General features: G+C 31.2%; 23 protein-coding genes. 18 read left to right on the top strand and 5 right to left on the bottom strand.

Features of this window, described 5'->3' with window-relative positions; translation table 11 throughout:
- Both JHL18_RS16175 and JHL18_RS16170 read left to right on the top strand, forming a co-directional pair.
- Nucleotides 1-685 (top strand): calcium-binding protein (locus JHL18_RS16175; protein ID WP_274600971.1); only part of this gene is annotated, 685 nt, incomplete at its 5' end.
- Nucleotides 686-1,029: 344 nt separating this feature from the next.
- On the top strand, nucleotides 1,030-1,776 hold the full coding sequence (locus tag JHL18_RS16170) for an EFR1 family ferrodoxin (protein ID WP_200271055.1): 747 nt from the start codon (nucleotides 1,030-1,032) through the stop codon (nucleotides 1,774-1,776).
- A gap of 166 nt (nucleotides 1,777-1,942) precedes the next feature.
- On the opposite strand, the gene JHL18_RS16165 is transcribed toward JHL18_RS16170, so the two are convergent.
- Complete coding sequence (locus tag JHL18_RS16165; protein ID WP_200271053.1) at nucleotides 1,943-2,335, bottom strand: winged helix-turn-helix transcriptional regulator; 393 nt, start codon at nucleotides 2,333-2,335, stop codon at nucleotides 1,943-1,945.
- Between the two features lie 130 nt (nucleotides 2,336-2,465).
- On the opposite strand from JHL18_RS16165, the gene JHL18_RS16160 reads away from it, so the two are divergent.
- The 3 genes from JHL18_RS16160 to JHL18_RS16150 all read left to right on the top strand — a co-directional run bounded on the left by JHL18_RS16160 (nucleotide 2,466) and on the right by JHL18_RS16150 (nucleotide 3,862).
- The gene (locus tag JHL18_RS16160; protein ID WP_200271051.1) at nucleotides 2,466-2,867 is read left to right on the top strand and encodes a pyridoxamine 5'-phosphate oxidase family protein; all 402 of its coding nucleotides are present in this window, start codon (nucleotides 2,466-2,468) and stop codon (nucleotides 2,865-2,867) included.
- A 105-nt stretch (nucleotides 2,868-2,972) separates the two neighbouring features.
- Nucleotides 2,973-3,539: a GNAT family N-acetyltransferase gene (locus JHL18_RS16155; RefSeq protein WP_200271049.1), complete on the top strand. Its 567-nt coding sequence runs from the start codon at nucleotides 2,973-2,975 to the stop codon at nucleotides 3,537-3,539.
- 32 nt (nucleotides 3,540-3,571) lie between these two features.
- Nucleotides 3,572-3,862, top strand: a complete 291-nt coding sequence (locus tag JHL18_RS16150) for a YciI family protein (RefSeq protein WP_243277899.1) — start codon at nucleotides 3,572-3,574, stop codon at nucleotides 3,860-3,862.
- 89 nt (nucleotides 3,863-3,951) lie between these two features.
- Here JHL18_RS16150 and JHL18_RS16145 read toward each other — a convergent pair whose 3' ends face one another.
- A complete protein-coding gene (locus JHL18_RS16145) occupies nucleotides 3,952-4,629 on the bottom strand; it encodes a hypothetical protein (RefSeq protein WP_200271045.1) in 678 nt (225 codons plus the stop codon).
- Nucleotides 4,630-4,801: 172 nt separating this feature from the next.
- On the opposite strand from JHL18_RS16145, the gene JHL18_RS16140 reads away from it, so the two are divergent.
- From JHL18_RS16140 to JHL18_RS16110, 7 genes are all read left to right on the top strand, one after another.
- The gene (locus JHL18_RS16140) at nucleotides 4,802-5,527 is read left to right on the top strand and encodes a FadR/GntR family transcriptional regulator (RefSeq protein ID WP_200271043.1); all 726 of its coding nucleotides are present in this window, start codon (nucleotides 4,802-4,804) and stop codon (nucleotides 5,525-5,527) included.
- 321 nt (nucleotides 5,528-5,848) lie between these two features.
- On the top strand, nucleotides 5,849-7,564 hold the full coding sequence (gene ilvD, locus JHL18_RS16135; protein WP_200271041.1) for a dihydroxy-acid dehydratase: 1,716 nt from the start codon (nucleotides 5,849-5,851) through the stop codon (nucleotides 7,562-7,564).
- Between the two features lie 135 nt (nucleotides 7,565-7,699).
- The gene (locus tag JHL18_RS16130; RefSeq protein ID WP_200271039.1) at nucleotides 7,700-8,344 is read left to right on the top strand and encodes a bifunctional 4-hydroxy-2-oxoglutarate aldolase/2-dehydro-3-deoxy-phosphogluconate aldolase; all 645 of its coding nucleotides are present in this window, start codon (nucleotides 7,700-7,702) and stop codon (nucleotides 8,342-8,344) included.
- A gap of 4 nt (nucleotides 8,345-8,348) precedes the next feature.
- Nucleotides 8,349-9,353 carry a sugar kinase gene (locus JHL18_RS16125; protein ID WP_200271038.1) on the top strand — a complete coding sequence of 335 codons (1,005 nt, stop codon included), beginning with the start codon at nucleotides 8,349-8,351 and terminating at the stop codon, nucleotides 9,351-9,353.
- Nucleotides 9,354-9,725: 372 nt separating this feature from the next.
- On the top strand, nucleotides 9,726-10,628 hold the full coding sequence (locus JHL18_RS16120; RefSeq protein ID WP_200271036.1) for a glycyl-radical enzyme activating protein: 903 nt from the start codon (nucleotides 9,726-9,728) through the stop codon (nucleotides 10,626-10,628).
- 5 nt (nucleotides 10,629-10,633) lie between these two features.
- Entirely contained in the window at nucleotides 10,634-13,039 is a 2,406-nt protein-coding gene (locus tag JHL18_RS16115; RefSeq protein ID WP_200271034.1) for a glycyl radical protein, read from the top strand.
- Between the two features lie 77 nt (nucleotides 13,040-13,116).
- On the top strand, nucleotides 13,117-13,794 hold the full coding sequence (locus tag JHL18_RS16110) for a fructose-6-phosphate aldolase (RefSeq protein ID WP_200271032.1): 678 nt from the start codon (nucleotides 13,117-13,119) through the stop codon (nucleotides 13,792-13,794).
- A gap of 172 nt (nucleotides 13,795-13,966) precedes the next feature.
- On the opposite strand, the gene JHL18_RS16105 is transcribed toward JHL18_RS16110, so the two are convergent.
- Nucleotides 13,967-14,200, bottom strand: a complete 234-nt coding sequence (locus JHL18_RS16105) for a hypothetical protein (RefSeq protein WP_200271030.1) — start codon at nucleotides 14,198-14,200, stop codon at nucleotides 13,967-13,969.
- 342 nt (nucleotides 14,201-14,542) lie between these two features.
- On the opposite strand from JHL18_RS16105, the gene JHL18_RS16100 reads away from it, so the two are divergent.
- Nucleotides 14,543-15,370: a DUF5700 domain-containing putative Zn-dependent protease gene (locus tag JHL18_RS16100; RefSeq protein WP_200271028.1), complete on the top strand. Its 828-nt coding sequence runs from the start codon at nucleotides 14,543-14,545 to the stop codon at nucleotides 15,368-15,370.
- Between the two features lie 151 nt (nucleotides 15,371-15,521).
- On the opposite strand, the gene JHL18_RS16095 is transcribed toward JHL18_RS16100, so the two are convergent.
- The gene (locus tag JHL18_RS16095; RefSeq protein ID WP_200271026.1) at nucleotides 15,522-16,583 is read right to left on the bottom strand and encodes an oxidoreductase; all 1,062 of its coding nucleotides are present in this window, start codon (nucleotides 16,581-16,583) and stop codon (nucleotides 15,522-15,524) included.
- A 128-nt stretch (nucleotides 16,584-16,711) separates the two neighbouring features.
- On the opposite strand from JHL18_RS16095, the gene JHL18_RS16090 reads away from it, so the two are divergent.
- Nucleotides 16,712-17,095 carry a winged helix-turn-helix transcriptional regulator gene (locus JHL18_RS16090; RefSeq protein ID WP_200271024.1) on the top strand — a complete coding sequence of 128 codons (384 nt, stop codon included), beginning with the start codon at nucleotides 16,712-16,714 and terminating at the stop codon, nucleotides 17,093-17,095.
- A gap of 36 nt (nucleotides 17,096-17,131) precedes the next feature.
- Here the strand turns inward: JHL18_RS16090 and JHL18_RS16085 are convergent, their stop codons facing one another.
- A complete protein-coding gene (locus tag JHL18_RS16085; RefSeq protein WP_200271023.1) occupies nucleotides 17,132-17,977 on the bottom strand; it encodes a type II CAAX endopeptidase family protein in 846 nt (281 codons plus the stop codon).
- A gap of 453 nt (nucleotides 17,978-18,430) precedes the next feature.
- Between JHL18_RS16085 and JHL18_RS16080 the strand changes: the two genes are divergently transcribed.
- The 4 genes from JHL18_RS16080 (at nucleotide 18,431) to JHL18_RS16065 (ending at nucleotide 21,923) form a co-directional block, all read left to right on the top strand.
- A complete protein-coding gene (locus JHL18_RS16080; protein WP_200271022.1) occupies nucleotides 18,431-19,129 on the top strand; it encodes an NAD(P)H-dependent oxidoreductase in 699 nt (232 codons plus the stop codon).
- Between the two features lie 24 nt (nucleotides 19,130-19,153).
- Nucleotides 19,154-19,633, top strand: a complete 480-nt coding sequence (locus tag JHL18_RS16075) for a WapI family immunity protein (RefSeq protein WP_200271021.1) — start codon at nucleotides 19,154-19,156, stop codon at nucleotides 19,631-19,633.
- A 451-nt stretch (nucleotides 19,634-20,084) separates the two neighbouring features.
- Entirely contained in the window at nucleotides 20,085-20,618 is a 534-nt protein-coding gene (locus tag JHL18_RS16070) for a GNAT family N-acetyltransferase (RefSeq protein ID WP_200271020.1), read from the top strand.
- Nucleotides 20,619-20,849: 231 nt separating this feature from the next.
- Nucleotides 20,850-21,923 (top strand): hypothetical protein, encoded by a 1,074-nt coding sequence (locus JHL18_RS16065; RefSeq protein ID WP_200271019.1) that lies wholly within the window; start codon nucleotides 20,850-20,852, stop codon nucleotides 21,921-21,923.
- The last annotated feature ends 71 nt before the right edge of the window (nucleotides 21,924-21,994 follow it).

Here is a 21,994-nt window from a genome sequence, read left to right as displayed (position 1 = left end):
TGAAAATGATGACACTATAAATGGTTTTTGGGATCTAAACAACGTTCTTAGAGGAAACGGCGGAAATGATACCTTAAATGGAGCTGGTTATAACGATGCTCTTTATGGTGGAAAGGGAAATGACAAGTTAAATGGTTCTGATGGCAATGACATTTTAGATGGTGGAGAAGATAGTGATAGTCTAAACGGTGGTTATGGAGCAGACACATATATCTTCAAAAAAGGTTATGGAGTAGATACAATAAATAACTATACTTATTATGATTACAGTGGAGATATAGATATTCTAAAAATGGATGACATAAATGACAACGAAGTGGTAGCAAGAAGAACAGGAAATGACTTAGAACTAAGAGTAAAGAACGTCGACGGAAGTCTGACCGGGGACAAGGCGGTTGTAACTGGATATTTTAATTATGGAACTTACGCTGTAGACAAGATACAGTTTGCTAACGGGGCAGTATGGGATACTAATTCTGTAAATAAGGCAATAGCTCTAAATAATCAGACTATTACTTTAACCACCAACACAGCTGCGTCTGTGAACTATTCAGCTATTGCAGAATTAGCTGTTCATGAAATGAATACATTCACTGCAGATAGTAGCATGTATAATTGTAATCAATATAGCCTTAGTACAAAACAAAATGTAGGTAATGATAGTTTAATAATAAAAACTTCATAGAGATAATATTGAAATATAGAAAAGTCACTTTATATTAATTTTAAATAAGATAAATATTATGTAAAGGGAAGGCGAAAAAAATAAATCATAAAGAATATCCTCATTTCACCAACTGATTTGGGGATATTTTTATGCTTAGTTTTTTTGCTCCATTAAAACCATAAGTGCAGTGAAAATACTTTCTTTTGTAAGTTGATTTTGTGAATCATTATATTTATTCGCCATAAACATTATCCCCTCTTTTGTAACGTCTAGCCTTTATTCTATTGAAATGATATTTTACATACATTATACTCTATTCATAAAGGTGTTACAAATGGAACATCTAAATAGAGGGGGATATTATGAAAGTATTATATTTTACAGCAACAGGCAATAGCTTATATATTGCAAAGAGCTTTGGCGGAGAACAATATTCTATACCTAAGCTAATTAAAGAAGGTAAATTTGACTTTGAAGATGAAAAGATAGGAATAGTATTTCCGAGTTATAACACTGGAGTTCCGAAGCTAGTTGAAGAGTTTTTAGATAAGGTAAAGCTTAATAGTAAATATATATTTGGGATAGTAACTTATGGGATGTATGCAGGAGGTACAACAAGACATCTTTTAGAAATAGGAGAGAGAAATCATATTAAGTTTTCATATGTTAACGAAATAGTTATGGTAGATAATTTTCTTCCAGGCTTTGATATGGATAAGCAGTTAGAGAAATTACCTAAGAAGAAAATACAAGAAAATCTGATGTCAATAGTAAAGGATGTTAAAGAAAGTAAAAGATATTTTAAGAAGCATTCCATTATTTCTAGTGGTATTAGAGTAGTAAGTAAGAAGTTTATGTCTCATGATAATTTTCAAGAAAACTTTATTGTAGAAAATAATTGCAATGGCTGTAAGACCTGTGAGAAGGTGTGTCCTGTAAACAACATAAAGGTAGATAAAAAGCCAATCTTTATGAACAACTGTCAGAGTTGCTTAGCTTGTACTCAAAATTGCCCTCAAAATGCAATAAGGCTTAAAAATGAAAAGAGTAGAACTAGATTTAAAAATGAAAATGTTACCCTAAAGGAAATAATAAATGCAAATAATTAATTTCTAATGTTTGCTAATATACTATCTCTAAAATAACGTGTTAATCTTAAAAGATAATATTAACCATGATTGAATGATAAGTGCTTAGAATAAATTAGTTCTAAGCATTTATCTATTTTCGTATAGTTAAAAATTTTAATAAAACTATATGTAAGATTTGGTATAGTTAATCTGTTTTAAGCATTTCATGGCATTTGTTGCAAGGAAAATCATTTTTTAGACATACATCAATGTCGCAAGAAGAGGTTTTTTTGATATATCCAACGCCCCATTCCATTATTTGAGACATAACTGGAATAAAACTTATTCCTATTTCAGTTAAGGAATACTCAACCTTTGGAGGTACCTCTCTATATACTTCTCTATTTACAAGTCCATCATGTTCTAGTTCTCTTAACTGTTGAGTGAGAACCCCACGTGAAATTGATGGCATAAGTCTTTGAAGTTCATTGAATCTACGAGTTTTATTATGAAGAATCCACAAAATTGATAGTTTCCATTTTCCCATTAATACATTTTGAGTAACATTAACAGGACAAAGATGCGAAGAATTATCCATAGAAATCCTATCCTTTCAGAGTAGTCATATTGACATGACTATGTAATATTAAAGTGCGTACTTGTATGATACTGAATAGCACCTTATTATTATACTTATAAAAAATAATCAAATCAACGAGGTAATAAAAATGGAAGAATTATTAAAGCTTTTAAAAGAAAATCCAAATGGAGTTCTTGCAACAGTAGATAACGGAAAGCCTAGAGTTAGACCTTTCGGTTTCATAATGGAGGAGCAAGGAAAGTTCTATTTTTGCACAAACAGTTTGAAAGAAGTTTATAAACAATTATTGAAGGTGCCGTGTATTGAGTACTCTGTTATAACTAAGGATATGGTAACCCTTAGAATAAGTGGAGAGATAAGTTTTTGTGATGATTTAATAATCAAGGATAAAGTTCTTAATGTTCATGAGCCTGTAAAACTTGGTTATAAATCTGCAGATAATCCTATATTCAAAGTATTTTATATGGAGCATGGAACTGCAACAATATCAGACTTCTCAGGAAAACCACCTAAGAAGATAGAATTTTAATATACACTCTTACTCATTTCATACATCTTACTAAGGATTACGACATACCTATGTCATATTTTATATGCTATTCTGGTTTTATAAACAAGTTTTAGGAGGAATTTTATGAACTATACTATTAAACCTTTAAGTTTTGAATTAGCTGATACTTTTGTTGATTATCTAGGTGCACTTGATTTTAATTATGCTCCACACTGGGCAACTTGTTTTTGTACTTATTATTATAATAATTGCTCTTCAGAACAATGGATGAAGAGAACAGGTGAAGAAAATCGTACCTATGCTTTAGATAAAATAAAAGATGGTACTATGAAAGGATATTTAGCTTTTGATGGAGATAAGTGCATTGGATGGTGCAATGCTAACGATGTACATAAATTCGTAAGAATAGAAAAAGATTTAGAGCATATTGTAAAAGATAATAAAGTTGGATCTATTATATGCTTTGTAATTCACCAAGAGTACAGGGGACAAGGCATTGCGAGACTTTTATTAAGGAGAGCAGTTGATGACTTTAAGGATCAAGGTTTTGATGCTGTTATAACCGTTCCGGTTGAAAACACAGAAACACCTGAAAAGCAATATAGAGGTGCATTAAATATGTATAAAGAACTAGGTTTTAAAGAAGTGGAGAAAGACGGAAATACTACTGTTATGTGGCTTGATCTCTAGCATATATTTATATAAAGAAAGTTTTAAAAGAAATGGAGATAGTGAAAATGACCTATGTGTATTTAATGAAAAATGAAAAGCCTCTTGACACAGATATAATAACTAAACATGTTGAATATTTAAAAAAATTAAAAGCTGAAGAAAGACTTTTACTATGTGGCCCCTTCACTGATTATCCTGGAGGAATGGTTATATTTTCGGCAGAAAATATTGAAGAAGCTACTAATATTGCAAAAGCAGATCCTTTAATTTCATCAAGCTGCAAAACTTTTGAAATTAGGACTATTGAGCTTGCGAATGAAGGAAATAATTATCTGATTTAATATAGAAAAAGGTTCATATTTATGATGAACCTTTTTATTTTGCTATAGCAGTTAATTATTATATACTCAAGTTATTTGAATTTAAGCTATTACATGATTGAATAATCCAATTCATATCCATCAGGTGTTATTAGCTGTATTAATTTTTGTGATGATGGTATGTTCTTTGTATCTATATCAACTATACTAATTCCTTTTCTTAGTGGTTCTCCAATTACACAAATCTGATTGTTGGAGTATTTTATAGAGGTAATATTGAAATCAAAAACAATAAATCTAACAACATAAGGATATGCAGTGCTAAAAGCTTTTTTATTTATTGGAGAAGAGTTATTTAATCCTTTTGGTAGGGGTAAACTATTTGTAATATCATACCAAACGGATGCTCCTCCGGAATAGGTAAAAAGTTTATGCTGCTGATTAGCTAGGTTTAAAGGCATATAACTCCATCTCCAGTATGAACTATGCCACTGCTGAGCGTATGAAGGTCTTTGAAAATCCAAATCTTTATATATTGATACGAAAGGTACATCAATACCATCTTTTAATACTGATAAAGTAGGTTCAAGTTTTCCTTTGAATTTGCTCATATCTCTATCACGAAGCAATTGATAGTCGTATATAGTTTTGGGGACAATAGGCTCCATCGTCCTCAATTTATCTTCACAGGTTAAAGGGGAAGTTAAATCCATAGAAAGTACCACTCTTGAAGGTTCTAAAGTTGTCAAAACTAATAACATAAAGATGCATAGTGGTGTTTTTCTCATTGTATCACCTTCTTTCATTTATAGTATGGCTATAAATCTAAAGAATAAATTTCATAAAAATTGACTAACCATTTAATTTTAATACTATGCTTTAACAGAAATATTATTTAATGGTATAATCATGATTGATAAATAAAAAAATGGTTGTTAACATAAACATCTAGGAGGAAATATGGCAGATAGTAAAGACTTGAATAATAGTGCAAATACATCATCAAAGTCTTTAGGAGAACAAACATCCGAAAGAATTGTTGAATTAATTATAAATAGTGATTGGCAGATTGGAGATAAACTACCCAATGAGTATGAGCTTGCTGATATGCTAAGTGTAGGGAGAAGTACAATTAGAGAAGCTATAAAAGCCTTAGTTTCAAGAAATGTATTAGAGATTCGAAGAGGTGCTGGAACCTTTATTTCACAAAAAAGTGGTGTAGCTGATGATCCACTTGGTTTAATTTTTGTAAAAGATAAATTTAAGTTATCCTTAGATTTATTGGAAGTAAGATTTATGATAGAACCATCTATCGCATCTATTGCAGCAGTAAAAGCTACAGATGAAGAGATAGAACGAATGTCTTTTTTGTGTGATGAAATAGAAAAGCTTATAATGAAAAATGAACCGTATTTAGATTTAGACGTAGAGTTTCATACTGCAATAGCTAAAAGTAGTAAGAATCAAGTAATAGGAAATCTTATTCCTATTATAAATAAATCGATTATGATGTCTATTGATGTTACAAATCAAAAGATACGAAATGAGACTATTGAAACCCATAGAGAGGTTTTAAATGCAATTAAAGCTCATGATTCTAACGGTGCACATGATGCTATGCTATTGCATTTAGTATATAACCGCAGAAACATTAGAAATATCATTGAGCAACAGAAAAATGAATAATTAAAATGCTAGAAGAGACATATGATTTTTAATAACATCAGATGTCTTTTTTATGTATTCAGAAGATTTTTATAGCGATAGTAAAAAATAAAATTTATATGACTGTAAAATCTTTCTGGTGAATGTAGAGGGGAAAAGCTCATATAATTGACTTTTTTATAGTATCTCCGCAAGACATCTGATGAATATATTCTATTAAGTCGGGAAAATCACTTTAAACAAGTTTGATTATGCAATATTGACAAATTTATTAGATATGTTACTATAAATACATCAGATGTATTTATACGGTTTCAAAAAAAGATTAAGGAGAGACGTAGTATGATTAGTCAAGATATTAGAAAAATTGCTCCTGAGATGGATCCCCTTCGTAGAGGAATGGGTTGGACAACAGAAGACTTAGAAAAACCTCAAATTATAATAGAAAGTACCTTTGGTGATAGTCATCCTGGTAGTGCTCATCTTTTTGATTTTGTTAGTAAAGCTGCTCAAGGTGTGTCTGAGCTTGGTGGTAAGCCAGCTAGATACTTCGCAACAGATATCTGTGATGGTATGGCTCAAGGTCATGATGGTATAAATTATTCTTTAGCCTCTAGAGATACGCTTACAGCACTTATAGAAATTCATGCAAATGCAACTCCATTTGATGCTGGAGTTTTTATATCAAGTTGTGATAAGGCAGTTCCTGCACATCTTATGTCAATCGGAAGAATAAATATTCCATCTATTATTGTAACAGGTGGTGTAATGGAAGCTGGCCCAGATTTATTAACTTTAGAACAAATAGGGGCTTACAGTGCAATGTGTAAGCGTGGAGAGATAACAGAAGAAAAATTAACTTACTACAAGGAACATGCATGTCCATCTTGCGGAGCTTGCTCCTTCATGGGAACAGCAGCTACAATGCAAGTTATGGCAGAAGCTTTAGGATTAATGCTTCCAGGAAGTTCGTTAATGCCAGCAACCTGTGAGGATTTAAAGGATGTTGCTTTAAAAGCAGGAAGACAAGCTGTTGAATTAGCAAAGCTAAACCTTAAGCCAAAAGATATTGTGACAATTGAGTCCTTTGAAAATGCAATATTAGTACATGCAGCTATATCAGGTTCAACAAACTCATTGTTACACTTACCTGCTATAGCACATGAATTTGGGATATATATAGATGAAGAAACCTTTGATAGAATTCATAAAAATGCACATTATTTATTAAATATACGTCCAACTGGAAAGTGGCCAGCTCAATACTTCTACTATGCTGGCGGAGTACCTGCAATAATGGAAGAATTAAAGCATTTACTTCATTTAGATGTAATGACTGTAACAGGTAAAACCCTAGGTGAAAACTTAGAAGAATTAAAAACTAATGGTTATTATGAAAAATGCAATGCATATCTTGAAAAGGTTGGAGTTAAAAAGGAAGATGTTATAAGACCTTTTAATAATCCATTTAGCACTAACGGATCAGTATCAATATTAAAAGGAAACATAGCACCTGAAGGAGCGGTAGTAAAACATTCTGCGGTTCCAAAGGTAATGCATGAAGCTGTATTAAAGGCAAAACCTTTTGATAGTGAAGAAGAAGCTATAGATGCAATTTTAAAGAAAGTAATTCGTCCAGGAGATGCGGTTTTCATAAGATATGAAGGACCAAAGGGAAGTGGAATGCCAGAGATGTTCTATACAACAGAGGCTATTTCCTCAGATGAAGAGTTATCTTCAACTGTAGCTTTAATAACTGATGGTAGATTTTCAGGTGCATCTAAAGGCCCTGCCATAGGGCATGTTTCTCCAGAAGCAGCAGTTGGTGGACCGATTGCCTTAGTTGAAGAGGATGATTTAATAGAAATAAGCATTCCTAAGAGACTTTTACGAATTATCGGTATTAAAGGTACAAGATGTAGCGAAGAAGAAGTTGAAAAAATATTAGAAGAACGTAGAAAGAATTGGACTCCTAGAAAATCAAAATATAAGTCAGGGATATTAAAAGTATTTTCAGATAACGCAGTTTCACCAATGAAGGGTGGATACATGAAGTAAAGATGAAACATTTCAATCCGAAATTTATTTTCAAAACTCCTCTGGCTACTGATAGGAGAATTTGAAAATATAAGTTTGATTATGAAATGGTTCATCTATAGAATAAAAATATTATATTAAGATGGAGTTGGAATTATGATTAAGATTAAAGTATTAAAAGCATTAGAAAGCTGTGGAGTTGTTGCAGTAGTTCGTGGTAATACAAAAGAAGTTGGAGTAAGCATTTCAGAAGCTTGTATAAAAGGAAATGTTAAAGCTATAGAAGTAGCATATACCAATAAATTTGCTAATGATATTATAAAAGAATTGTCTGATAAGTATAAGAATGATGATGAAGTAGTAATAGGGGCTGGAACGGTTTTAGATCCAGAAACAGCAAGACTTGCAATTTTATCAGGAGCAAAATACATTGTATCTCCATCCTTCAATGAAGATACAGCAATACTTTGCAATAGATATAAGGTTCCATACATACCAGGAGTTATGACAATAAATGAAATAGTTAAAGCTCATGAAATTGGTGTGGATGTAGTTAAAGTATTCCCTGGTAATGCTTTTGGACCATCATATATAGGAGCTATAAAAGGACCGCTTCCATATGCAAACATTATGGTAACTGGTGGAGTAAATTTAGACAATATAGATGTATGGAAGAAAGCCGGTGTTGATTTAGTTGGTATCGGTGGAGAGCTAAATAAGCTTGGCGAAGACGGAAAGTTCGATGAAATAACAGAGCTTTGCAGTAGATACGTGGATAAGTTTAATGAGGTGAGAGGTTAGTCTTATGAGAATAGCTGGTTTTGGAGAGATAATGCTGAGATTATCTACAAATAAGGGTATGATGATTACTAGTTCTAATTCCTTCAATGCTCATTACGGTGGAGGAGAAGCAAATGTACTTATTTCATTATCTAAATTAGGTGTTGATTCAAGGTATATATCTAAAGTTTCAGATGATTCTATAGGTGATGCAATAATTAGTTATCTAAATAGTCATAGAGTTGAAACTAGTTTTGTTACTAAGGGAAAAGATAGAACAGGTATTTACTTTTTAGAAGTAGGAAGTGGAAACAGAAGCTCAAAGGTAATATATGATCGTAGTAATTCGGCTTTTAGTAAAATAAAGTTTCATGAAATAGATATTAAAGCAGCCTTAAAAGACGTAGATGTATTTCATTTTTCAGGTATAACCTTAGCTCTTTCAGAAGAATTAAGAAAGTTAACCTTGGAAATATTAAAACACTGCAAAGAAAATAACATATTAGTAAGCTATGATTCTAATTATAGGGCAAAGCTTTGGAGTTTAGAAGAAGCAAGTAAAGCAACCTTCGAGGTACTACCTTATATTAATATATTGTCTGCTGGAATATTAGATGCCGAAAATATTTTGAACATGAACTGTGAATATAAAGATAAATATGAGAAATTAAAGTATTACTATGATGAAATAACTGAGAGATATCCAAATATAAAACATATCTTCTCTTCAGTTAGAGAAATGCAGTCAGTGTCAGTTAATTCACTTCAGTGTAATTACTATACTAATAAAACACTTTATTCATCAAAGGTACACACTATAGACGATATAGTAGATAGAGTTGGTGGTGGTGATGCATTAACTGCAGGTATGCTTTACTGCATATTAAATGATAAAGAACCAAAGTATGCAGCAGAATTTGCTACCTGTGCTTCAGTTTTGAAACATAGCATACATGGTGATGCTAATCTGGTCTCAAGGATAGATATAGAAGGATTAATGGACAAGGGAATAGGTAGAATAGAGCGTTAGTTATTTAGGATTTTTGGAATGAAGTTATTAATAAACCATCATAATTTTTTTGAATTGTGATGGTTTGTTTTTTTATTTTTTATGAATTCTTTTTGAAAAAAGAATTTATAACATTAAAATGAGTAAATACAAACAATAATGAATGATAATAAAATTTTAGAGGTGTCTAAATATAGTTATACACGAAAAGAAAACGATTGTAGTTCGGTAATAAGCAAAGATATTTATACAAAAATATTATTGACTATTACAGTGTGATAATATAAAATGAAGTTAAACAATAACAAATAATAATAAATGATAAAGATATGATAATGTAATAAATATAACTATGTTTTTACCAAAAGACCAGTGAGAGGGGGACTTACTACTATGATAAAAACTACCGTGTGTGAGATTGAACATTATGCAGTTCATGATGGACCAGGAATTAGAACTGTTGTATTTTTGAAAGGATGTCCACTAAAATGCTTATGGTGCAGCAATCCTGAAACTCAAAAAAGAGAAAATGAACTTTATTATAATAATTCAACTTGTGTTTTGTGCAAAAAATGTATACATGCCTGTGACTACGAGGCTTTAAGTTCTGATGAAAAAGCTATAGTTATAGATAGGAATAGATGTATAGCTTGCGGAAAGTGTACAGATGTGTGCCCTACAAACTCTCTTAGACTTGTGGGTAAAAACATGGAAGTAGAAGAAGTGTTTAAGGAAGTATTAAAGGATGTTTTATTTTATAGACAATCTGGCGGTGGAGTAACAGTATCTGGTGGAGAAGTTCTCATGAATGCTGACTTTGCAATTGAGTTATTTAAACTCTGCAAAGATGAGTTCATACACACTGCCATAGAGACTACTGGTTATGGAAGCTTTGAAAAACTTAAGGAGTTAAGTGACTACACTGACCTCATTCTTTTTGATGTGAAACATTCAGATGATAGAGTTCATAAAGAGCTCACGGGAGTTGGAAATGTTTTAATACAAGAAAACTTAAACAAATTATCAAAGCTTGGCAAAGAAATCATTATAAGAATACCTTTAATCCCAGGACTTAATGATGAGGAGGAAAATATTAAAAATACTGTTGAAATAGCTAAAGCTAACGGTATTAGAGAAATTCATATTCTTCCATATCACACCTTAGGATTAGATAAATATAGAAGACTTAAAAAAGATTATAAATTGACTGATATAAAAAAGCATGAACCTGAATATTTAGAAAGCTTAAGGAAGCTTGTAGAAAATTCGTCAATAAAATGTATTATAGGGGGATAACATTTATGAAAAATTTTGTACTTCAAAGTGAAAGAATTAAGAAGCTTAGAGAATCAGTGCTTTCTCAAACACCAAGTGTATGTATAGAAAGAGCAAGGTATATAACTGAAGCATATAAGGAAAACGAGGCACAGCCTGTTTATATAAAGAGAGCTAAAGCAGTGGAAAAGATTTTAGAAAACATGAGTATTTATATTAAAGCTGGTGAACTAATAGTAGGAAATCAGGCTTGTGAAGAAAGAACTGCTCCAGTATTTCCGGAGTATGCAGTAGATTGGATAGAAGATGAACTTTTAGAAAAAGGTAATTTTAATAAAAGAGATGGGGACAACTTCTATCTTCCAGAAAAGCATAGAGATGAACTTTTAGAAATAACAAAGTACTGGAAGGGCAAGACTTTAAAAGATAAATGTATGGCAGTAGTACCTGAAGAAGTTAAGACAGGTTTCGAGGTTAAGGTTATACATGGAGAAGGAAATATGACTTCAGGTGATGGTCATATTGTTCCAGACTTTGAAAAAGTAATTAAACTTGGTCTTAATGGAGTTATAAAGGAAGCAGAAGATAGACTTAAAAGAATAGATATAAGTGAAAATGATGCTTTAAAAGAAAAAGCATTTCTTGAAGCTATAATTATAACAAATAAAAGCGTAATAGCCTTTGGGAAAAGATATTCTGAGCTTGCGAAAGAATTAAGCTTATCAGAAAAAGATGAAAGCAGAAAGGCAGAGCTTTTAAAAATTGCGAAAGTATGTGAAAGAGTACCTGCTGAGCCTCCAACAAGTTTCTATGAAGCTGTTCAGATGGTATGGTTTATTCACTTGGCTATTCAAATAGAAAGTAATGGACACTCTGCATCATTAGGAAGAACAGATCAGTATCTACATTATTTCTATAAAAATGATATATCGAATGGAATTATTACGAGAGATTTTGCTAAAGAATTATTACAATGTTTATGGATAAAGCTTTACTCTATATTAAAGATAAGATCCACCTCACACTCAGGTTATGGTGCTGGTTATCCAACTTACCAAAACGTTACGATAGGTGGTTCAAATGCTGATTATTCAGATGCCGTAAATGATTTAAGTTTCTTAATTCTTGAAAGTGTTGGGGAGGCAAAGCTTACTCAGCCAAATCTTTCAGCAAGAGTTCATACTAACACTTCTGAAAAATTCATAAGACAATGTGCAGAAGTTGTAGCTACAGGCTTTGGAATGCCAGCGCTTCATAACGATGAGATAATAATTCCAGCACTTCTTGCAAAAGGTGTAGAGTATAAGGATGCTTTTAACTATACAATGGTTGGATGCGTGGAAGTAGCAGTGCCAGGAAAATGGGGCTATAGATGTACTGGAATGACCTTCTTAAATTTAATTAAAGCTTTCGAACTTACTTTAAATGATGGTTATGATAAGAGAACAGGACATACTATGCTTTCTGGTAATGGGTCACTAAAAGATTTTAAGACTTATGAGGACTTGTGGAAAGCATGGGAGAAAAATATTGAGTATTATACAAAGTTATCTATTGTTTCAGATAAAGTTGCAGATACCAATCTTTTAGAATTCCCAGATATATTATGTTCATCTTTGATTGACGATTGTATTGAACGCTGCAAAACTGCAAAAGAAGGGGGAGCTGTTTACGATATAGTAGCAGGTCTTCAAGTTGGACTTGCAAATGCAGCTAACAGCTTTGCAGCTTTGAAAAAAGCGGTTTATGAAGATAAGCTTCTTACACTAGAACAGATTATAGAAGTACTAGATAATAACTTTGAAGGTGAAGAAGGAGAAGGAATTAGAAAGCTTCTAGAGAATATAGCTAAGTATGGAAATGATGAAGATTATACAGATAATATAGCTGTAGAAGTTTATAATACTTATATTAAAGAAATTAATAAGTACAAGAACACTAGATTTGGTAAAGGTCCAATAGGCGGTAATTACGGATTGTCTACTTCAGGTATCTCGTCAAATGTTCCAATGGGATGTGTTACAGGAGCAACTCCAGATGGAAGAAAAGCTTGGACTCCAGCAGCAGAAGGATGTTCTCCAGTTCAAGGCACAGACTTTAAAGGACCAACTGCAGTACTAAAGACTGTATCAAAGCTTCCTAATATATTAATGACCGGTGGGCAATTATTAAATGTAAAGTTCTCTCCAGATCTAATAAACAATGAAGTAGGATTTCAAAAGTTTGTTATGCTAATAAAGAGTTTTATTGCTATAAAGGGCTGGCATATTCAGTTTAATATAATATCTGTTGAAACCCTAAAGAAAGCTAAAAAAAATCCAGAAGAATATAGAGATATCATTGTAAGGGTCGCTGGATATTGTGCACAATTTGTAACCTTGGATCCGACTACTCAAGATGATATAATAAGTAGGACAGAACAAAAGTTTTAATGCAATTTAAAATTTCTGAAAATATCAACCTAAAATATTTAAGTAACATCAAATAAATTTAACGGAGGAATAAGAATATGAAATTCATAATAGACTTTGCAAACTTAGATCAAATTAAGGAAATGTACGAATATTATCCATTAGAAGGGGTTACAACTAATCCTTCAATATTAGCAAAGGAAGGTAAAAATCCTTACGAAGTATTAAAGGCTATAAGAGAATTTATAGGAACAGAGGCAGAACTACATGTTCAAGTGGTTTCTTTAGATGCAGAAGGCATGATTGAAGAGGCACATAGAATTCAAAAAGAATTAGGTGCGAATACTTATGTTAAGATACCAGTATCAAGAGAAGGCTTAAAAGCAATAAAAGCCCTTTCAGCTGAAGGTGCAAATATAACAGCAACAGCTATATACACACAAATGCAGGCTTATCTTGCAGGAAAAGCAGGCGCTCACTACGCAGCACCTTATGTAAATAGAATCGATAATTTAGGTGCAGATGGAGTGAAGGTTGCAAAAGACATTCACGATATATTTAAGAAAAACGGATTAAAGACAGAAGTTCTTGCAGCAAGCTTTAAAAACTCACAACAAGTTTTAGAACTTGCAAGATACGGAGTTGGAGCAGCAACAGTAGCTCCAGATGTTATAGAAGGCTTAGTAAAGTTGGACTCTGTAACAGCTGCAGTAGCTGCATTTACAAAAGACTTTGAAGGTTTATGCGGTGAAGGAAAGACAATGGTAGATTGTTAATATCTTTTGTGAGATTGAAGTGTTAAGTTAAATTAGATTTATATATCAGATGCTATAATTATGATACTGTATGATATTTAGCAACTCAGAATACTTAAGAGAATAAATTTATATAAAGAAATCCACCTGGCTTTGCATTTACTTAACAGGTGGATCTTTTCAATGATTAAGACTAATTTTTCATTTTTTTTGCAAATAATGTAGTAGAAATAGTGGCCAATATTAAGGTAGGTATAATATTAATAGAAAAAGTCCTTATATAATACTCTCTAAGTTTGTCGGAAAACATTGCGTTTTCATCCCAATGAATTTGAACAAAAACATTATTTGATATGTATCCAACAATTAGATATGTAACAATAGAAGTAATGATGAAAGTTAAAAGAATTCGTATTTGTTTATTCATTTTACTCACCTCTAAATATAATTTCCTCGATGAATCTAAAATGTAAATCTTATTATAGTATATAAGCTTCTGGAATAATTTACAAGTGTATTTTTTGCAGTTTTGTCCTACGAAACTATGTGGAAAATATAGTTTTTCATTGCATTAAATGGTATGATATGTACTTAGGTATTATTTTGAGTCTAAGGATTGAAGTGGTCTGCCTGATTTGATGAATAGATATTCTATTTCCATTATAAAAATCACATAAATAATCTACTTAACTATTAATAGTATCTTATTTGGAACTGGTATATATATTTTAGTGAAAAATTAATGAAATTTTGGTTTTGGGGGTAAAAAATGAAACTGAATACAGAAATTGTTGATTGCTACTTAGCAGGTAATAATATAGAAAAGTTTAAAGAACATTGGATTTATAAGAGTATTGGTAAGGGAGAGTTTAAGGGGAAAAATATTTTTGTAAAGCCTGATTTAGAAAATAGTGAAAAGATTAAAAGAATATATGATGAAATAAAGCAATGTTTGATGCAGTTCGAGCCATTTAATAGGGAACTCTGGGATAAGCTCTTTAAGAGTTGGAACTCAATTTTAGAAAGTGTAGAAGTATATTTAATTGTTGGCTTGCCTGAGCCTAACGATGCTACAGTTATTAAGAATCCAGATGGAAATAATGTTGTAGTTTTAGATTTGGGTTGCTGGGCTAAGTACATAGGCAAATATGATATAACACAGTTAGTTAGAAACTTACTTACCCATGAATGTGGACATATTTGTATACAGGCAGAAAAGCCAATTATAGATATGGATTATGAAAGTGGGGATTATTTAAAGAAGCTTAATTCATTAATATTTAATGAGGGATTAGCACACCTATTATCCTTTTGTGAAGATATTAATAGTTATGATTGGAATAATGTAAGAATAAGTGAAGTAAAAGCAAAAAGCTTATCAAAACTAAAGCAAGCTATACAGGAAGTAGAGAAGGAAAAACAAGAGTTATATATATATGATGCTGAATTTGGAGATTATTATGAAAAATTTGGTTGTATGATTGGGATGTGTTATTTCATAGATATCTATAAAAGTGGGACAATTGGTGATTTGGTAAAGGATTATATTGATGGACATAAAACTATTATTTCGAAGATACTAGATTTCTATATATAAGCAAGTAATTGGGAAAGCATTATATCTATACTATAATATTCAATTATTATATGAAATTGAATATAAGTCTATTTTGAGGTTTTCAAATAAAATAAACACAATCATACTAAAAACTCTGCTAAAAAAAGCAGAGCTTTTAAAATTAATTGTATTATTTTTGTTCTTTATTTCTATCGAATAGAACTTTTCCAGGACAAACTTGAGACTGGCCAAAATACTTGCATTTTGCACAGCTCAAACAAGCTCCAGTATCGTTTCCTTCTTTAGCGTCATTTGCCCAGTTAGGGTTTATAAGCACACCTCTACCGATATCTATTATATCAACATTAGTTTCATTAAGTATATCTTCAGCTAGAGCAGGAGACTTAATGCTATTAACTGCGAAAACTGGAACTGAAACCACTTCTTTTATTTTCTCTGCAGCATATACCGTATGAGCATATTTATATCCTTCAGCTATATTTACAATCTGCTCGCTCATAAATCCGAAAGAAACATCAAGGAAGTCTATTCCGTTAGCATCTAGAATTTTAGCGTAGTGTAATCCGTCTTCTAGAGCTGGTTCGAAACCTGCTAAACGAATTCCAATAACAAATTCTTTTGGAGTAACATTTCTGATTCCATTTATGATTTCTAGTACAAACTTTTCAGGATTGATACCATATTCGTCAGTTCTCTTATTCACATTTTTATTTAAGAACTGGCTTATTAAGTAGCCATGACAACCGTGAAGTTCAATACCATCGTATCCAGCTTTATAAGCTCTTGCTGCAGCTTCAATGAAATCCTTTTGAATAGATTTTATATCTTCTGTAGTCATTTCACGGCCTATAACAGTTCTAAAAGGTCCTTTATATTCGCAGGCACTTGGACATATAGGATTTTCTGATATTGAGGTTACTCCTGCATGATGAATTTGGATAAATATTTTACTTCCTTCTTCATGAACTGCATTAACAATTTCTTTTAGTCCTTCAATTTGTTCATCTTTCCAGATTCCAAGTTGTTTTTCCATTAGTCTGCCATCTATGTTAACACAAGTAGCTTCTTGAATTATTAGTCCTGCGCCACCATTAGCTAATTCTCTATAGCGTTCTATATTTCCTGAGGTTACATATCCATCTTCTGCTAGTCCAATAACCATTGGAGGAACAGCAATACGATTCTTTAGTTTTACGTCTTTAATACTAAACTCTGAGAATAACTTAGTCATTAATCCACACTCCTATCTAACTATTCATTTACAGTTAATATATTATTTGATATGCTACTATTATATTTTACTAAGGAACAAAATAACAAGTACGCACATTTTTGTGCCTTAGCTTAGGGGTGGTAACTATGAAGGATTGTTTAAAAGAAATATCAGTTGTAGATCATGAGGAGTGCCCAGTTCTTCAAGCGCTTGAAATCATAGGTGGGAAATGGAGATTACCTATAATATGGGTGATTTCTGCTGAAAAAAGCATCAGATATAATGAACTTAAGCGAAAAATACCAGGAATCACTAATATTATGCTTACTCGTTCATTGCAAGCACTAGAAGAATATGGGCTCGTAAAAAGGATAGAATATAACAAAATTCCTCCACACGTGGAATACTCTTTGACAGAAGCTTGCTATGAACTTTTGCCTGCTTTAGTAATTATAAATCAGTGGGGGAAAAAGATGTTGCCCACATTTAATAAAGCCAATGAGGATAAGAAAATATCAGTAAGTAAGTAGCCTAAAATGTATTTGAATTTTAGGCTTAAACGGAACTTAATTTTGAAGAGTCTTTGGCATGCTTTTTGTCTTTAAAAAATAAAATAAAATAAAAAGTAAGAGTAAATATGCTACTGAAACTAATATAAAAAGGCTTTGTGTTAAATAATCTAGATCAAATTTTGAACTGATTTCGAAAGTAAAAACACTAGGCTGGCTTTTGGGACCTACAAGATTCATAAAAAAGTCTGTGGCAAAGTGTAATCCAATTGACATATATAAGGATTTTGTTTTCATATAAAGGTACCCTAAGGCAATGCCTCCAAGAAGTACAGAAGACAATTGGTAAAGGCTATTATACCTAGTGCAATGGAAAATCATAAAAATTAAAGAGCTTGCTAAAAGACCGAACATTTTTCCTTTATATCTTCCTAAATAATTAAGTAAAACTCCTCTGAAAAACACTTCTTCGCATACTGCTGCAAAAAGTGCTCTAATACACATGCTTATTACAAAAAATAAAACTATTTTTGAATCATAGTATTTGAAACTGGTGCCTTCAAAAAAAGCAATTTTAAGCAAAAATATCAATGAGTATATTAGCAAAGTTCCTATAAAGCCTATTAATACTCCTTTAAATACAGATCTACCAATAGCTCTATCTGCACCGAGCCCTATAGAACTAAAGACAACACCTTTACTATATTTTCTAAGGATTATAAGTTGAACAATAAATATTGTAGCTTCCAAAAGCACATTTCCAAGTAAACTATCGTTTAGTATATTTAATCCCAGACTTCTCATTAATGACAGTACTAATTCTAAAGCGACTATGGCTATAATTGTAAGTACTAATGATTTTATGACAATGCTCAAGTTTTGATTAACTTTTATCTTCTTCATCTCTACTACCTTTCGTAATATATATTTGCCATTTCGTAATGAAATTTATATTTTTAAACTCTTGCAGCACTTCACAACCACTTAATTTAAACAATATTTTTATACATAGTTTGTAATCAAAGCTTCTTAAAATTAAAAGATTATAAAATTATAAGAATTTATAGGAAAAATGCAGGTTTGCAGATTGTAGTGCAAATTGGAGTTTAAACAAATGCAATTTTAATTATAATATTAGAATTCTAATATTAGCTATAAAAATATGATGAAATGACTAATTATATATCTATGTTGAGCATTTTAAATTTTTCAATCGTAAATTGATAACTATTCCAATAATATGGTGATTATTCCTATAGTTGGTGTGATATAATGCTTATATATTTAATCGGAGTAGTAAATTAGCTTTTAAATAGAAATATATACAAAATAAATTAAAGATTAGGGGATAGTAGTGTGAAAATAGTAGTTTTACATGGGCAGATGCATAAGGGCAGCACGTATAACACCACAAAACTTTTTTTAGACAAACTTTCGGATAATAACTCTGAGATAGCAGAATTTTTTATGCCAAAACATACACCAGGTTTCTGCATAGGTTGTTTTAATTGTTTCACTAAAGGAGAGGATACATGTCCTCATACTGAAACGGTACAACCTGTTGTAAAGAAAATGGAAGAAGCAGATTTAATAATTTTAGAATCCCCTTGCTATGTATTTGGAATGAGCGGTCAACTTAAGACATTCCTTGACCATATGGGATATCGATGGATGTCTCACCGCCCCCATGAAAAGATGTTTAGTAAAATTGGATTAGTTATTTCAACTGCAGCTGGTGCAGGCGCAAAAAAGGTTACAAAAGATCTAAAAAACAATTTATTTTATTGGGGAGTACCTAAAACCTATTGTTATGCTAAAACTGTTGGAGCTTCAAGTTGGGAAGCTGTAAAAACAGATAAAAAGAAGCAAATAGAAAGTGAAGTTACAAAGTTAGCTGAAAAGATATCGCGTGAAGTTTGCAATGTAAAGCCAGGAATAAAGACAAAGGCTATGTTTAAAATAATGAAAATGAGCCAAAAGTCAAATGATTGGAATGCTACTGATAAAGAGTATTGGATAAAAAAAGGCTGGATTAATGGAAAGAACCCTTGGTAGGGGAGAAGTGGAGCTGTAATTAGTATGGTTAAACTAGAAGAAATATATAGGAAATCTCCGTTTGCTGAGTTAAAAGCAAGTGATGGATCTTCAAAAATAGTAATCTATACGTACGGATATCAATATCCTAAAGCTACAACTAAGTGGGATGGAGACTGGTATATGAACTATATTTTGTTAGTCATCAATGGAGTTACTGCCGAGCTTGATAAACCAATAATTGAAGGTAGAGTTTTAACTAATCTATTAAATGAACTTATTAGATTTAAAAAGTTTGAAATTATTGATGTTTTTTCATCATTTACAGAGCCTGAATTCAGTTTTTGTTTATCTAATGATTTATTAATAGATAAAAGTATTTTGGTATCAGGAGAACTAATTGAATATAAAGTTAATACAAATAAGGTAAAGATTAAGTTTGAGTTTAAAACTAATTTGGATTTACTTGAGGAGTTTATAATTGGAATACAGCGAATTCTAGCTGTGTTTCCATCAAAATATTAATTATAATTGAAAGCGGTGTAAGGATGAAAAAATTGTAGAGCATATTTTTTGTATGCAGTAGTATTTTTCCGTTACATCGCACTAAGCAATAAGTTATTAATATCTATTGATAAAGAAAAGTAGATGACGTATCAAATCATGCCAGTGATTTTGTTTATAATATCATAAAAGTTGTAGGAAGCACTGAATTATTCAGAAATGAATTTATAGTGTTTTCTTTGCTTCTAAATACAAAAGGTTTATTAACCATTCGATTATCTCAGATTTATTGTACTGTTAATCTTCTTTGAAAGCTCAATTGTTAAGCAAATAATTATATATAAAAATACGTAGTAAAGCATTGGTTTATGGAAAATACTGCAATTAAATAGTATAATTGTAAGTAGTAGATAAAGAATGTTGATAGCTGTGTAGTAATACACAATACATGCCATGTATTGGAGGGATAATATTGTCGGAGTTTTTAAAAGAAAATCAAAACCTTGTGATTAGAAGTGCACGTACTGAAGATGCAGTAGAATTAAATGAATTTTACAGAAACATAATTTTAGAAACTGATCATTTCGGTTATGAAGTTGACGAGTTTCAAATTACCGATGAACAACAAGAATATACTATAAATATGTTTAATCAAGCAGATAATGCAATTCTACTAGTAGCAACTTTAGATGATAAAATTGTAGGGGATTTATCTTTCAGAGCAGGTGCTTCAAGGAAGTTTCAGCATGTTGGTGAATTTGGTATACAAGTTTTAAAAGATTATTGGAACTTAGGGATTGGAAAGGAACTTATTAAATGTTTAATAAATTGGGCAAAAGAAAATGAAACTATTTATAAAATAAGTTTAAGGGTAAGAGCTGATAATCAAAATGCAATACATCTATATAAAACATTAGGATTTATGGAAGAAGGTATTTTAAAAGGAGAAATGAATTGCAATGGAATACTTTATGATTTGATATATATGGGGATTGTAGTAGATTAATCATGTATTTTACAGTAAATCAAGCCATATAAGTTAAGATGAATAGTTAACAAGATTAAAATGAGATACTAAATTGTTTTAAAATATAAGAAGTACTAAATAAAGGGTTAATTATATACTAATTTCATAATTTGTTATAATCTAATTTATCTGGAAGTTAATAAAATTGCGAAATACTTGTACATAAGCTAAAATATTAATTATCATTAAATATAATAACAGGGAGAACTCATGAAAAAGAAGAAGATTAAAATTATTGTAGTTTCACTAATCTTAGTAGCTTTGGCTGTTCCTACTTCTGTATATGGATATAATTATCATTCATATGAGGTAAATTTGAAAAATGCAGAAACATTATTAGCTGATGAAAAATATGATGAATCAGTGAAAGCTTTTCAAAATTTGAAATCAAGTAAATTCTCTAATCGCGATGCTTCACTTATTGAAACCAAGGTTAAATTAATTTTAGAATTAAAACAATCAAAAGAGGTTTTTGATTCGGCTGTAAAGCTTTTAGATGAAAATAAGTATATAGAAGCCATTAATAGTTTTAAAAATGTAAAACAATCAGACAAAAACAGATATGATAAGGCCCAAGAAAAAGTTAAAGAGGCCACTAATCTTTACATAACTGACAATCTATCAAAAGCTAAAACAGAAGCGGATAAAAAGCTATATGATAAGGCTATCACATTTATTAATACTGTGTTAAGCATTGAACCGAAAAATGAAGAAGCAAGTGATTTAAAAGTTACTTATAATAAAGAACTTCAAAGTATAAAAGAAGTTGAGGCTAGTAAACAAGCCGTGGTTCAGGCTTCCAAAATACAGCCAGTAAATACAAAAGAAAGTGATGGAACAAAAAGTAGTTCAGTAAATTCTACATCTTCAAACAAAAGTTCATCTAGCAGTAATTCTCAAAATACCACTACCTCAAAACCAACAAGTAACACTACAACTTCTACAGATAAGTCAGGGTATACCGTAACCTATAATGATAGTTGGTTTAGAGTTCATTTAAATTCTGGTGTTGCAACTCCAGAAGGTTTTGGAATTCAGATTATCCAAGAAAGTTCACAAGTTGCAGGTATATACTACAACTTTCTGGGAAACAATGTAAAGTATCAAATAACGTTTCATTTGCCAAAAGGTGATTTTAAAGTTAGTGGTATATCATCTGGTGAGTTTCACTTAATTCCATCTGATGAGGCTGGTCTCACTAAGGGGCAGACCTTAACTGGTGATATAAGTGCTGTTTATAAGGGAAAAACATATACTGGATCTTTTTCAAGAGTTATTAACTAGTATATATGAATAATAAATTCAAGAACGAGAGCTAATATTTAACACCGAGATACCTAGAAATAGGGACTCGG

The sequence above is a fragment of the Clostridium yunnanense genome (assembly GCF_016595795.1).
Classification (GTDB): domain Bacteria; phylum Bacillota; class Clostridia; order Clostridiales; family Clostridiaceae; genus Clostridium_AR; species Clostridium_AR yunnanense.
The sequence above is the reverse complement of the archived record's forward strand: the minus strand, read 5'-3'. Positions and strand labels throughout refer to the sequence as shown.